Source organism: Anabaena sp. CA = ATCC 33047, from assembly GCF_963870205.1.
Lineage (GTDB): Bacteria > Cyanobacteriota > Cyanobacteriia > Cyanobacteriales > Nostocaceae > Trichormus.
Genome location: NZ_CAWMSA010000001.1, coordinates 33,179 through 46,655 on the forward strand (window position 1 = coordinate 33,179; position 13,477 = coordinate 46,655).

10 protein-coding genes are annotated in these 13,477 nt (G+C 39.3%); 7 read left to right on the plus strand and 3 right to left on the minus strand.

Features of this window, described 5'->3' with window-relative positions; genetic code table 11:
- Positions 1 to 314 precede the first annotated feature (314 nt).
- Positions 315 to 1,748: a bifunctional orotidine-5'-phosphate decarboxylase/orotate phosphoribosyltransferase gene (locus tag AACS98_RS00155; protein WP_066374801.1), complete on the plus strand. Its 1,434-nt coding sequence runs from the start codon at positions 315 to 317 to the stop codon at positions 1,746 to 1,748.
- 117 nt (positions 1,749 to 1,865) lie between these two features.
- Positions 1,866 to 2,939: an AI-2E family transporter gene (locus tag AACS98_RS00160; protein ID WP_066374803.1), complete on the plus strand. Its 1,074-nt coding sequence runs from the start codon at positions 1,866 to 1,868 to the stop codon at positions 2,937 to 2,939.
- Positions 2,940 to 3,192: 253 nt separating this feature from the next.
- On the opposite strand, the gene AACS98_RS00165 is transcribed toward AACS98_RS00160, so the two are convergent.
- Positions 3,193 to 4,368 carry an FAD-dependent oxidoreductase gene (locus AACS98_RS00165; RefSeq protein WP_066374808.1) on the minus strand — a complete coding sequence of 392 codons (1,176 nt, stop codon included), beginning with the start codon at positions 4,366 to 4,368 and terminating at the stop codon, positions 3,193 to 3,195.
- Positions 4,369 to 4,653: 285 nt separating this feature from the next.
- On the opposite strand from AACS98_RS00165, the gene AACS98_RS00170 reads away from it, so the two are divergent.
- Positions 4,654 to 5,367: a pentapeptide repeat-containing protein gene (locus AACS98_RS00170; protein ID WP_232317094.1), complete on the plus strand. Its 714-nt coding sequence runs from the start codon at positions 4,654 to 4,656 to the stop codon at positions 5,365 to 5,367.
- Positions 5,368 to 5,543: 176 nt separating this feature from the next.
- Complete coding sequence (locus AACS98_RS00175; protein WP_066374815.1) at positions 5,544 to 7,010, plus strand: pentapeptide repeat-containing protein; 1,467 nt, start codon at positions 5,544 to 5,546, stop codon at positions 7,008 to 7,010.
- Between the two features lie 7 nt (positions 7,011 to 7,017).
- On the opposite strand, the gene AACS98_RS00180 is transcribed toward AACS98_RS00175, so the two are convergent.
- A complete protein-coding gene (locus AACS98_RS00180) occupies positions 7,018 to 7,281 on the minus strand; it encodes a hypothetical protein (RefSeq protein ID WP_157087472.1) in 264 nt (87 codons plus the stop codon).
- A 343-nt stretch (positions 7,282 to 7,624) separates the two neighbouring features.
- Between AACS98_RS00180 and AACS98_RS00185 the strand changes: the two genes are divergently transcribed.
- A complete protein-coding gene (locus AACS98_RS00185; protein WP_066374817.1) occupies positions 7,625 to 8,269 on the plus strand; it encodes an acetoacetate decarboxylase family protein in 645 nt (214 codons plus the stop codon).
- Positions 8,270 to 8,375: 106 nt separating this feature from the next.
- On the opposite strand, the gene AACS98_RS00190 is transcribed toward AACS98_RS00185, so the two are convergent.
- Positions 8,376 to 11,591: a glycoside hydrolase family 15 protein gene (locus tag AACS98_RS00190; RefSeq protein WP_066374878.1), complete on the minus strand. Its 3,216-nt coding sequence runs from the start codon at positions 11,589 to 11,591 to the stop codon at positions 8,376 to 8,378.
- A 351-nt stretch (positions 11,592 to 11,942) separates the two neighbouring features.
- Here AACS98_RS00190 and AACS98_RS00195 point away from each other — a divergent pair, with 351 nt between their 5' ends.
- Together AACS98_RS00195 and AACS98_RS00200 are read left to right on the plus strand one after the other, a co-directional pair.
- A complete protein-coding gene (locus AACS98_RS00195; protein ID WP_066374818.1) occupies positions 11,943 to 12,797 on the plus strand; it encodes an HIT family protein in 855 nt (284 codons plus the stop codon).
- 488 nt (positions 12,798 to 13,285) lie between these two features.
- Positions 13,286 to 13,417, plus strand: coding sequence for a hypothetical protein (locus AACS98_RS00200; RefSeq protein WP_255362680.1), 132 nt, complete (start codon positions 13,286 to 13,288; stop codon positions 13,415 to 13,417).
- Positions 13,418 to 13,477 lie beyond the last annotated feature (60 nt).

Here is a 13,477-nt window from a genome sequence, read left to right on the forward strand (position 1 = left end):
TACTTTTATCTTGCCCTTTAACTATTTGCTAGAGATAATTAAATGTGAAATCTGTTTTTTTCGTAGTGATACCAATTCTCTATGAAGTTTCACAAAATAAATGATGTAGAGACGTTGCATACAACGTCTCTACAGTGCAGAATAAAGTCCATCTATGGCTACGCCACGCAAGCATATTAGTAGGGTGCGTCAGATGTTGAAAATCTGTGATTTTTACCCAACTATCGTTCCTGATGCACCCTAAACGAGATTTTAATGATGACACTTGCGTAAGTCCTATTTATTAAATTTTTGTACTTATTTCTGAAAAAAACATGAATTTTTTTGATAAATTACATGGCAGCATTTCCCAAAATAACAGTTTACTATTTGTGGGACTTGATCCAAATCCAGAGATGATGCCGTCTGAGTATGAATCTCAAAATATGATTTCTGGTTTGTGGGATTGGATGCAATTTATCATTGCGGAAACGGCTGATTTTGTCTGTGCTTATAAGCCCACATTAGGTTTTTATGAAGCTTTGGGTATTCCAGGTTTGGAACTATTACAAAAAACTTTAGCAGCTATCCCCAATCATATCCCGATTATTTTAGATGCTAAACATAGTGATTTAAATACTAGCACTATATTTGCTCGCACTGTGTTTACAGAATGGCTGGTGGATGCTATCACTCTCAGCCCCTACACAGGACAAGATCATGTAGTGCCGTTTTTGGTTTATCCTGATAAAACGGTGTTTATTTTATGTTGCACTTCTAACCCAGGTGCAGAAGCTTTACAACAATATCCCAGCAACGCATCACCGCTTTATTTACAGGTAGTAAAAGAGTCAAAAAATTGGGGTACTCCCGAACAATTAGCTTTAGAAGTCGGAACTAATAAGCCTGATGTTTTATCTCAAATTCGGACAATTGCACCGGAACGGATAATTATGGCGCGGAGTATTTGGGCTGAAGGCGGTAATTTGAAGCAAATTCTAGAAGCTGGTTTGGATGCTAATGGGGATGGTTTATTGATTCCTGTGCCTCAAGATATGTTGGCAAAACGAAATTTATCTGAAGAAATCCAGTTTTTAAATAGAGAAATTAATCAGGTAAGAAATCAGGTGATTGAGAATGGTGAAACCTGTGCGGTTTGGCTACCAGATGTAGTTTCTGCAAATCAGCATCCTTTACATGATTTGATTTTGCAGCTTTATGATATTGGTTGCATTATGTTTGGTAATTTTGTCCAAGCATCAGGGGCAATTTTTCCTTATTATATTGACTTACGCAAAATCATTTCTAATCCCCAAATTTTTAGTCAAGTTATCGCTGGCTATGAGGAGATTTTAAAAAATCTCTCTTTTGATAGGTTAGCAGGTATTCCTTATGGTTCTTTACCTACGGCTACAGGTTTGTCTTTACGGTTGCATTGCCCGATGGTTTTTCCGCGTAAGGAGGTAAAAGCACACGGAACTAGAAAATTAATTGAAGGTAATTTTCATCCTGGGGAAACGGTAGCGGTCGTTGATGATATTCTGATTAGTGGTAAAAGTGTAATGGAAGGTGCAGAAAAGTTAAAATCTGCGGGTTTAAATGTCCGTGATATTGTAGTGTTTATTGATCACGAACAAGGGGTAAAAGATAGACTACAACAAAATGGCTATCGCGCTCATGCAGTTTTAACTATTTCTGAAATTACAAAGGTGCTGCATCAATCAGGAAGAATTAACGATGAGCAATTTTTGGCGTTAAGTGAAAGTTAAAGCTTCAAATTTCTGTCATACTGAGAATTAAGAGCTATGCAAAGTAAATTGGCATAGCTCTTACTATTGGTAGATGTATGATGTAAGTTTTTCCAGACATATTCTTGACTCAATATTATGAATATATCTCTCGAAGAATTACTTAAATTGTTAATTGCTACTTTGTTATTTCCGCTAGTGTTTATCAATGGTTGGTTAGTTTTGCGTTTTTTTGAATATTTCCAGCCGCTAGTGGCAATTTTTATCTTAGCAACTTTGCTAGCTTTTATTTTAAATTATCCGGTTTCGCTGTTGCAAGAAAGAGGAATTGAGCGTAATTATGCGATAGCTTTAGTATTTTTTGTGGCTTTGTTAGTATTAATCATTGTGGCGATTATATTAGTGCCAGTAGCAATAGAACAATTTCATGAAATTGCCAAACTCCTACCCCAGTGGATTGATGCTAGTCAGGCGAGAATTCAAAATTATATTGATTTGGTATGGGGAGAAAGGTTTCAGGTGAATGTCAGTCAAATAATTACCAGGTTAATTGATAAGATACCAGATGAATTAGAGCAAATATCTGATAAATTGTTAAGTATAGCTATCGATACAATTGATAGTCTTTCGGAAGCATTGGTAACTATAGTTTTGACTTTTTATTTCTTATTAGATGGTCAGAGAATTTGGGAAGGTCTATTTAAGAAGTTACCTTGGTCTTTTGCTCAAAAGTTAAGCCAGTCTATTCAGGATAATTTTCAAAAATATTTGATTGGTCAAGTAAGTTTAGCTTTTTTGGTGGGAACTTCCCAAACTTTGATGTTTTTGGGGTTTCGAGTTGAGTTTGGGTTGCTGTTTGGTTTGGGAATTGGAATTTTTAGTTTAATTCCGTTTGGGGATGTGGTGAGTTTAATTGTGATCAGTTTAATCATCGCTTCCCATGATTTTTGGTTAGCGGTGAAAATTTTAGCTGTAGCTGTGATTATAGACCAGTTGATTGACCAAGCGATCGCACCCCGACTGTTTGGTACTCTCACAGGAGTTAGGCCCGTATGGGTGTTGATTTCTTTGCTACTAGGTACTTATATCGGTGGGTTGATAGGATTGATTATCGCCGTACCTGTGGCGGGTTTAATTAAAGATATAGTCGATGGCTGGGAGTCGGCAGCCACACCGGAACAGTTAACGCCAGAATCTACTTCCTCACCATGAGTTAATTTTTTGTCTGGGGAAAAAATTAGGCGATCGCTTCTTAACTGTTGTTTATCAGCATTTCTCTACTTACGCAATTCTACCATGTTGTAAAAATCGCATATCTTTTATGCAATTTTTGCATTTTCTCGGATGCGCTCAAGTCCAATAAATGGCATCCTCTATTGGTAGGAATAGAGTTGATGGCATACATAAATAAGTACCCCGGTGGTTATAGCTGGGGGCTTTTTATTAGGAGAAAAATCTGGATAATCTAGGGAAATTGTGCCATGAAGCGGCGATCAATCCAGTCTTTCCACTGCCAGAGGAGTGGGTGAGGTGGTAAAGTGAAACAGCCTTTATTAGCGATCGCCCGTTGTTCTCCTGTACCAATTAAACTTAAATACTGTGGCTGTGGTTTGTAGGGTAGGAGTGATTTACCCCATAACATTCGCCGCAGGTTAGTAAATAAAGGTTTTCCTTGACGCACAGCAAATACACCCGCTTTTGGTAGGGGATGGTTTTCCATTGTCGCAATGTCACCAGCCGCAAATACTTCTGGGTGGCTGAGAGATTGCAATGTATCTTTGACTAAAATAAAGCCTTGCTCATCTGTAGCTAATCCTGTAGTTTTTAACCATTGGGGTGCTGAGGCTTGCGTTACCCAAAAAACTCTATGGGAATCTATGGTTAACCCAGATTCACATTTTACCTGCAATAATTCTCTGCCGGCAGATGGTGCAATCTCAGTCACAGTTTCACCCAGATGTAACTTCACGCCACGCTGAATTAACACCTGTTGCACAAGATGCTGTACCGATGGATGATGATTAGCCATCAGTTGACTATGACGCTGAAATAAATGAATTTGCAAATTTTGTAATGGTTGTTGCGCTTGTTGTAAGATGCGGTGGAGATGAGATTGCATTGATAAAGCCAATTCCACACCACCAGCACCACCACCGACAATGCTGATTGTGATGGGATTTTGGGGATTTTGTGCTACAGTGGCTACGAGTTCATACCAATGCTCTAACAATTGCTCTACTGGTTTAGCTGCGATCGCATATTTTGCTGCACCTGATACAGATATTGTGGCGGGAGTGCTGCCAATATCAATAGATAGTAAGTCAAAATCCACAGCAGGACAGTTAGCACAAATCACTTGATGGTTTTTTAAATCCAGGCCAACTACCTTGTCAATATATAATTGCGCTTGAGCAAAATTAGCTAATTTTTGCAAATCGATATGGCATTCCTCACGACTGTAAACACCAGCAATATGTCCTGGTAGCATTCCCGAATAGGGTGTATCTATAGCCGGAGTAATTAAAGTTAAACGCACTCCAGGTAGAGGCTTCATGCCAAACATTCTCAGTACAATAGCATGACTGTGACCACCACCAACTAATACTAAATTTTGTCCGCTCAACTGTAAAGGCGGCTGCATCTGTAAACTTAGGCACATACTGAGGCTAGGTTTCCTCTTAATCAGTTGGAAGAAAGCAGAGTATACGTAAGTGTGACGCTAATATCAACTTATATGATTCCTCCGATCAAGTTGAAGTTAACATAAATTTTTCTTGAATCATCAGTAATTACTCATAGTAATCATGTAGTGTAGTAGTAATTGATTTAACGAGTATCAACTCTAAACATCCGCAAAAACGACGCAAAACCAATTTTAATAATCTATTTTTATATGTTGAGCCAAACTATTAATTATTCTAAATCATTGACAAAAAACCTTCAAAATAATCAAAAACCTTTTTTAGATATATTCCCGCAGAAATATTTTTCATATCTCCGGTTAAACAATTTTTCGCATCATCTAGTCAAGCAGCAAGTAACATTAGCCAAAAAATATTGGCACAATCAACAAATCGCACAATGGCGAGAAACAATTCATCAGTTAGGTAAATTAGCTGAAGATTATCCCCAATCTCAAGGAATCATCATTGAGTTTCTGAGTGAGTTTGTACGTCATAACGCACCCTACAATTCCTCAGCCAAAGCTGAAAATAGCTCAACCTTAGCACTTCGCCCAGAAATTCCAACTGTTTGCACGATAATTGCCAAAATATCCCGGCAAAAATCCTTAGAAAATCAACAACTAGATTTAAGTTACACAGACATCAGAGGCGCAAATCTCCCAGGCGCAAACCTAGAAAGAGCAAACCTCTATCATGTTAATCTGGCAGGAGCGAATCTGAGCCAAGCAAATTTATCAGGAGCCATCCTCACAGCCGCCAACCTTTCAGGTGCAAACCTTTCAGGTGCAAACCTTTCAGGTGCAATTCTCAGTGCAGCCAATTTGAGCCAAGCAAATCTGGCTGGTGCTGATTTAAGTAGAGCCAACCTTTATTTAGCTCATCTACATGGGGCAATTCTGGATAATACTAGACTTGATGGCGCAAATCTGCGAGATTCTGAGATGGCTGGGAAATAAAAGCTGCAAAATTCAGTAAATATCTTCTTTACCCTCAAAATCATTCAATATTTATAATTTCGCTGTGTTTTTTCTGGAAGCTGGAAAAGACACACCTAAATTTTTGTAGTAAGATATTCTATTTTACAAGTAAATGCTATATTATTGCTCACAAACCCCTAGGTAATAATGCGTTTATGTCTGCTAATAAAACAGACAGGTTGTGGTACTGGTTAATCGCCATAACAGTTATTTTCTCTTGTTTTATTACTCTGATTGTATTTACCTCACCACATCTTGATAAATTATCAATTCAGCAACAATTGCAGTACAAAAATCAAGCATTAACCACCACTGCCATTGTTTTTTTAGGTATGGGAGTGATAATTAACGCTTATTATGCAGCTAAAAGTGTAGATGCAACATATAAAAGTGCAGTGGTTGCGGAAAAAAACCTAGAAATTAATCTTCAAAATGCCAAACTCTCTCAAGATAGATTCGTATCAGAACGGTTGATGGCTGCAATTTCTCAACTGGGACATGATAAAATTGAAACTCGGACAAGTGCAATTTATATATTAGAAAGACTGGCACAGGATTGTCCTCAAGAACATTGGACAATTATGGAAATCCTCACAGCTTTTGTCCGAGAAAATGCGATTATCACTGAAGCAGCAGAAGCCAGAGAAGAAGACTTTTCACCTTACTTTAGTAAGTATAAAAATGGGGAGCGTCGAGGACAACATTTAGGCATAAATCTTCATGAAGAATCAATCAGAATTCGCCGGGATATTCAAGCGGCTTTAACTGTGATTGGTAGACGCAATTTTCAGCAAGATGAGGCAAGTAAAAAACTAGATTTAAGATATACCGATTTAAGACGAGTAGACTTGTTAGGAGCCAATTTACAACAAGCAGATTTGCGCGGTGCTGACTTGCGCTTGGCTAATTTACGTGACTGTAATCTGGGAGGTGCTAATCTTGAGAGTGCTAAACTGACAGGTTCGATTCTTTATGAAGCTAACTTGTTGAAAGCTAATCTACAAGGCGCAAATCTCAATGGTACAAACTTGAATCGTGCTGAGATGTCGGGTGCAAATCTCCGGGGTGCTACCTTGGTGGGTGCCAGCTTGCGCGCAGCTAATTTACAAGGAGCAAATTTATATAAAGCCAACTTACAACAAGCGAGTTTGAAATTAGCTAATCTTTCAGGTGCAAAGTTATTTTTGGCGAACTTGCAAGGGGCAAAGTTGGGCAAAGCTAACTTGTATCTTTGTGGTTTAATTGGAGCCGATTTACAACGAGCAAACCTGAATGGTGCTAATTTGTTTGGGGCTAACCTGAATGCAGCTAAACTGCAACAAACAGAAATATTATTTGCTGATTTGACTGGGGCAAGTTTAACAGAAGCAAACTTATATCAAGCCAACCTCATGGGTGCAAATTTACAACGAGTCACTCTCTATGAAGCTAATTTGACTCAGGCTAATTTAGTCGGGGCTAACTTGTCTGATACTAATTTCTGTGATGTGAAACTAGAAGGAGCAATTCTCACCGGAGCGAAAAATTTAGAATCTCAACAAATTTGTCTGGCAGTAGGCGATCGCACCACTCGACTACCTGATAATATGGAAGTGCCAATACATTGGGAACAATCCAGTTGAGTTATTCTCAAAACCAAGGACTATGTTCCTCATCCCAACACTGGTTATTATTCCAATTTCTCCCAGTTTTTTCACATTCAAATTGATTCTGTATCCAGGGAATTGACGCAGGAAAGGGTGCTTTATCAAGAGAACTAAAGTAGAAGAATAGAGCTTTCACTATCACCAAACTCACAGTAAATAAAACTGCGGTACTGCTACTATATATTACTAATTTGTTAACGAGTTCTGGATTCATTTTAGCTTTGCGATTATGTAGGCGATCGCTCATAGATTTTTCAAATTTTTACAGTAGTAGTTCACAGTCATAAAACCAGTTAAAAAACAATTATATTTACTGAATCAAAACAATTAAACAGTATAAACTCTCAAACTTGCTTTCTCAATAGATAGAGTTTAGTATTTTCACTGTTGAGTATTTTTATTTTTTCTATCAAAAAAAAGCTAATTTTTCCGGAAAATTATGCTAAAACTTGATATTTTATCCGGTAAATTACCCACAATATAGGAATCCGGTGGAATTTTGGATTAAAGAAAGCAGCTATGCTGGAGGCAGGAGGCTTGTGATTTAATGCTTTGCTCAGAAAGAACTACCACCAATCACAAATTGTTATATGCCCTATCCGCTAGCACCTTGGACACTGACAGGCTATGCTATTCAAACTCTGCATATAATCAATATTGAGCGAGTACGTTCCTTGATTCCTCCAGAGTTAAACATTATCTCCCTATGGCCTAGCAAAACAATTGCTAGTGTATATTTCGCCTCCTACTGTTCTGGCTCAGTGCTGGAGTATAATGAGTTGATTGTGGTTCCGGCTGTAGTCGCTTATGGGGGTAAAATCGGTGCTTGGATTTCCCACATTTATGTAGATAATTCTGATTCTATGGCTGGTGGTCGAGAAATTTGGGGACTACCAAAGAAATTAGCCGAATTTCATCGGGAACAGGCTGGATATATCACCGTGCGTCAGGCAAACCAAACACTGTCTACTCTCCACTATAAACTACCCGGTTTTGCCTGGCGGCAGAAGTTAAGCATCTCTACTTTCAGCACCTTGGGGAAAGATTTAGTAATATTTCCGGCTGAATGTGAATCTTTGTTGGGTATGGTTGCTTCTCATCTAGAAGTCCCTGCTGACAGTGCATTTGCTCAGATAGGCTTAGGTCAACCTTTTTTAACTTTAAATTATCAGCAAATGAATTTACAAGTTGCAGCACCAAAGTTTGTCAGCAGTAATAAAACTACCTCTCCTTGAGGGATAGGAAGAAGCAGGGGGAGCAGGGGGAGCAGGGGGAGCAGGGGGAGCAGAGGAGAAAAATCTCATGCCCAATACCCATTGACTAATGACTAATGACTAATGACTAATAACTATTGACTTCTTGCTCAAACTCTGTTAGGAATCTAAACGCCTTGAGAATATAACTAGCGCATTCTCTAGGGGAAGTGTTGTAAAAATGTGGCCATGCTAAAGCTTTATCTTCATCATAGCGATCGCCTCCTTCTGGGTGTTGATCTAACCAAGTTAACCGCACCGCATGACCAATTAACACATCTAAAACAATATATTCTTCAATTTGTAGACTGGGGTTTTTAGATGCGATCGCCCCTAACTCCATCAGTGCTTCAATATTCACTTGGCGATACTCTGGAGCTTCAATTTTATTTAACAGATGCTCAACCAACAGAGCAAAATTCTTCTCCCCGGCTGTCATCTCCGATATCACACCACTATCTAAGCGATTGCGACGCTCTAACTTATCCCCAATCACTAACCCCTTGCAGTGTTGCATTAATAACCACACCTGCTGAAAGAAATTTTTCGGTACACGGTTTAAAGCTCCCTCCGCTTGGCGAAAACGTCGCCAACCACCAGGGGTAACTTCTGCCTCTACTTCTGCAATTGTCGGTGATACCACCCAATCAATGTCGCTTTCTTTTTGCTTAACGTGCAGAGATTCCTGTTGTCGCAGTAGTTGACTCATGCCTGTATAGGCAGTCAAGACTTTATTTAAACGGGTGTTAACTTCAAAAGGTGCAAGCTCCATTAAACGCTCGTAGGCTTCATCCTGAGTTACCTGTAACTCTCGTGCCAGTTCGCTAGTAATTAATAAGATGAGATAGCCGACTCTGAGAGTCAGTAACCCTTTAAATAAGTCCGGTTCTGATTTAATTAAGGTAGCCAGATAAATCAGAATTTCTTGGGTTAACACGCGATCGCGGATATCCTCACGACAGAAATTATTAATCTTCTCGTAAATTTCATTATGCGGCATCGGCACAGTAATCAAAGACGCTTCACTGTAAGCCCTACCTACAGCAATTTGTTTACCCCGTACCAAAATACTCGTCACCGCATCCGACAAACCAATATCCACCATCTGAAGCAAACCAGCCGCCCGTCGCACTACCGCCCAGTGACCAGAATCCCCCGCTTTCGTGTAGACTTCATGCAGTAAATCAGCTACCATCACCGGATGATCCGGCCCCCCAAACCCAGTATCAAATTCCCATCCTTGCAAACGAGTCAAAGTCTGCAATAACTCAATTTGCTCGTAGAGATTTTCAGAAGAACGCAGAGATGACAATAAAAAACTCAAGTTAGTTTCACATTCCATCTGGAATTCTTGAGTATTTCCTAAACGCCGACTTTTACCAGGATGATAAGCCAAATAATAACAATGCGGCGCAGCATTTTGCATTGCTGACTGAGCCAACTCCCCAGCCGGTATAAAATCAATTCTTTGAATTCCCGCCGTCAGCATCAATTGATTTAGCCGCCCTAATTTAACTTGCACCCCATTACATACACCCGCTTTTAACTCCTGCATCAGTTCTAGTAACGCCTGAGAACCAGTTTCCAGAATCGTGTGCGTCAACATTAAAGTTAGAGTAGGACGACCTAAATCACTCCAATATTTTTGAATATAAGCCAATTCACTTCTGAGTTGATCTACCAAAAAATGGTAATCCAGAGTTAAATAAAACTGTTGCGAATCTAAAAATGATGGTAAAAATACCACCGTCTCCCCCTGAATGCGGAAAATTCTTGATGTAGTCAAACTCCGCAAACGGCGCACAGGCCGCCCAGTCAAACCCAGTTTATCATTACGACCAATTTGGGTGTAAATATGAGAAAGTTCCTTCGCTTTTCTCACTTGAATTGGTTCTACTTGCTTGGGTGTTTGCGTTTCAATCCCATATACTTCTAGTTCCGCTTGTAAATCCTCATCTTCTGCTAACAACGCAATTTGGACTACAGCTTCCCGCTTTTTCCCCACACACAAATGTCTACCCAAAGGGTCAACATCACCCAACGCCAACAACCCCTCACTCAACATATTACCGAGAAAATATAAACTTTGCGCCCACACCAACGGGATATTTTCATTCGGTAAACGTGGCTGACTTTGAGGAGCTAACTTTTCCGCTTCCACATTTTCGGCGGCAACATAATATAACTCTGGTAATAAACGCAAACCATCACGTTCAACCAGTAAATCTTCTAAACGTTCTTGGTAATATTTAACTTGCTTTTTGTCTCCACGAAATAACCCATCTAAAGCTAAATAGGTAAAAAATAACGGCCATTCACACTCAATATGCTCAAATTGTTTAAGTTCCCAAGGTTCATAATGTAAACGGTTAGTGTCTTCTAAAACCGTTTGATGTCCATCACGCAAAAAGCGTTTACAGCCGTATTTACCTTGGAGTTTATTAATAATATCATTCAGAGTGCGTTCTCTGAGTTGCACATCTTCCACAGCAAAAGCCGGATAGCCGATAATACTCAACAAAGCTGCATCAATTTCTTTAGAAGCAGATTCCCTCGGTAATAAAGATTCTAAAGTAGTGCGAGCGCGAGCAATTTCATCTGGTAACACATGAATGACTGAAGCTTGGCTTCCCTTTACCCCAAACAAATCCAGTCCATTCATCGCTTCTAAAGCAGCTTTCGCCATTCCTACAGAACTGGCGTTTAACTCCGCATTCCCATGATTGATTTTATTTCCCCGTTCCCAAATGCCATAATCAGGAGTGCGGTAAGCTCGTCCAATGTAATAAACCAAGTTTTGGACAAAATTTACCTCATCAATTGTATAAATGATTTGCAACCCTGAAGTTGTCATTTCTGCCAACATCAATAAAAATATCGATGTCGCATCTAATTGTAAATGTCCCCATTCATCATCACCTACAACAATGTCCCCCGTAGCCGTGTTGTATTTAGCGTGTAACCCATCTAAAAGTGACTGAGTATGCTTAAATAGCTCTACTTTGGGAGATTGTCGCATCATCGCAAACAACAACCCACGCATCAGCTTAATCACACTATGTTCTAACTCATAGGTGTGTCCCTTGTCGTCATCCACCTTGCGATATGCCAGTGCTAAACCCCAAACTGCCAAAATGCTGTAAACATTGTCTCTCACCCAAGCATCGGTATAATCACCGTGAGCAGTTATCGCCGTACTTGCAGGTAGCAAACCAGTAATAGGATTCTGACGCGTCAGAATCACAGTTTTGATTTGCTGATAGTAAAACTCTAGTCTAGCTTGTAGTTCGGTGGCTGTTTTCATCATCTCATTGAGTGCAGCTTGCTGAATTCGACCCGTCAGCCAAGCCAAAACAAGTTCTGTAATGGACGATGGGATTAAAGCTGAGGTCGATGGGGATTTTCTATTATCTCTTGTTCGTGAGCATTTGGTCACAAAATTGTGAAGGAATCCCAAAAAATTCAAAATTACGTAATGTTCAGGGATTGCCAAATTAAACAGTCTCCAATATGTAGGGTGCGTCAGTCAGAGAAAACGCAGGCAATCCCAAGAAAATATTCGTACTGACGCATCCTACCCAAGCTCACGCTTACCCAGTCCCCAAAATCACCGTTAGCTGTGTTAAGACAGGTGGAATACAAATATTTAACTGCCATGAAACAGCAAAAAAATCAATTCAGCCATCTTACGGCTATTGAAAGAAATTACCTGTCATTTCCTGCACAGTTTTTACTCAGTCAAAACCTGCTGCAAGGTAAAATACTAGATTTTGGTTGTGGCTTTGGTAATGATGTGAAATTATTACAGCAAAAAGGCTGGGATATTACAGGCTATGATCCTTATTATTTTCCCCAATATCCTGCTGAGAAATATGACACCATCATTTGCTTTTATGTTTTAAATGTTTTGTTCCCTGAAGAACAATCTCAGGTGTTGATGGCAATATCTCATCTATTAAAACCCGGTGGAAAAGCTTATTATGCGGTAAGAAGGGATATCAAAAGAGAAGGCTTTCGAGAACATTACGTCCACAAAAAGCCGACTTATCAATGTATTGTCAAACTGCCTTTTCAGTCAATTTATGTAGATGAAAGTCGAGAATTATATGAGTATATTCCTTATAATTATCAGCGTCACTCATCTAATAATTGTATATTTTGCAATCCTCGGAGAAATCTGAGATTATTAACCGAATCGGCAACGGCTTATGCTATGTTTGACGGTTATCCTCTCAGCAAAGGACACGTTTTAGTAATTCCTAAACGTCATCTGAGTAATTATTTTGAGCTACCTTTCAAAGAGCAATCTGCTTGTTGGTTGATGGTAAATAAAGTCCAAGAAATGCTCACCGCCGAATTTGCTCCTGATGGCTTTAATGTGGGGATGAACGTTAATCGTGCCGCCGGGCAGAATGTGATGCACGCCAGTATTCACATCATCCCGCGTTATCAAGGTGACTCTATCGGGACTAAAAGTGGTATCAGAAACGTCATCCCTAAAAAGACATAGGTTTATTTATGAATGTTGTAATGCCAATAAGTAAGCACAAGCAAGAACTTATATCATGTCCGTTAGAATAGTTATCATATTTGTGAGGGCTAGGGAACAGGCAACAGGCAACAGGCAACAGGCAACAGGCAACAGAGTCAGAGAAATGTCTGCATCTTCAGTTAATTATCAGTAATTAAGTGGGCTTGATATTATACCAAGTTGCAATCACAGATAGTAGGGTTTGAGCATTGCAAAACCCTACAGCCACTAGAGTTGAGGAATATTTTTGATGAAAATCTTCTTTTTTTTAATCTAATTGAGTATCAGACTTGACAAAAACTTTATAAATACCCTTAACCTTTTATAACCAATTTTCATAGAATGGTGTTAAAACTAAAGAATGATTTAACAATCATCCCCAAGACTAAACAAGCACTACCAACTAATTAGGTAAATTTAGAGATGGCGGCCTTTTAGTCTACACAACAGATAAAAGGAGAGACATTATGTCTTTGCGTTACAACCAAAATCATGCTCCTTTAGTAAAAGTAGTTTATTCTCAAGTGAAAGTAAACGGCAAAATTGAGTTAGTACCTCTAGAACTATACGCCGATGGTTCACTCAAGCGGGCTGTGTGAACTTGAACGCATCGCAAGAGTCTGTTGATTAACCCCCTTCCCTAGTAGGGAAGGGGGAAA

What these genes read in the sequence shown, in the direction of transcription:
- AACS98_RS00155 (WP_066374801.1), top strand. Translation starts at nt 315, where the DNA reads ATGAATTTTTTTGATAAATTACATGGCAGCATTTCCCAAAATAACAGT.
- AACS98_RS00160 (WP_066374803.1), top strand. Translation starts at nt 1,866, where the DNA reads ATGAATATATCTCTCGAAGAATTACTTAAATTGTTAATTGCTACTTTG.
- AACS98_RS00165 (WP_066374808.1), bottom strand. Translation starts at nt 4,368, where the DNA reads ATGCAGCCGCCTTTACAGTTGAGCGGACAAAATTTAGTATTAGTTGGT.
- AACS98_RS00175 (WP_066374815.1), top strand. Translation starts at nt 5,544, where the DNA reads ATGTCTGCTAATAAAACAGACAGGTTGTGGTACTGGTTAATCGCCATA.
- AACS98_RS00180 (WP_157087472.1), bottom strand. Translation starts at nt 7,281, where the DNA reads ATGAGCGATCGCCTACATAATCGCAAAGCTAAAATGAATCCAGAACTC.
- AACS98_RS00185 (WP_066374817.1), top strand. Translation starts at nt 7,625, where the DNA reads ATGCCCTATCCGCTAGCACCTTGGACACTGACAGGCTATGCTATTCAA.
- AACS98_RS00190 (WP_066374878.1), bottom strand. Translation starts at nt 11,591, where the DNA reads ATGAAAACAGCCACCGAACTACAAGCTAGACTAGAGTTTTACTATCAG.
- AACS98_RS00195 (WP_066374818.1), top strand. Translation starts at nt 11,943, where the DNA reads ATGAAACAGCAAAAAAATCAATTCAGCCATCTTACGGCTATTGAAAGA.
- AACS98_RS00200 (WP_255362680.1), top strand. Translation starts at nt 13,286, where the DNA reads ATGTCTTTGCGTTACAACCAAAATCATGCTCCTTTAGTAAAAGTAGTT.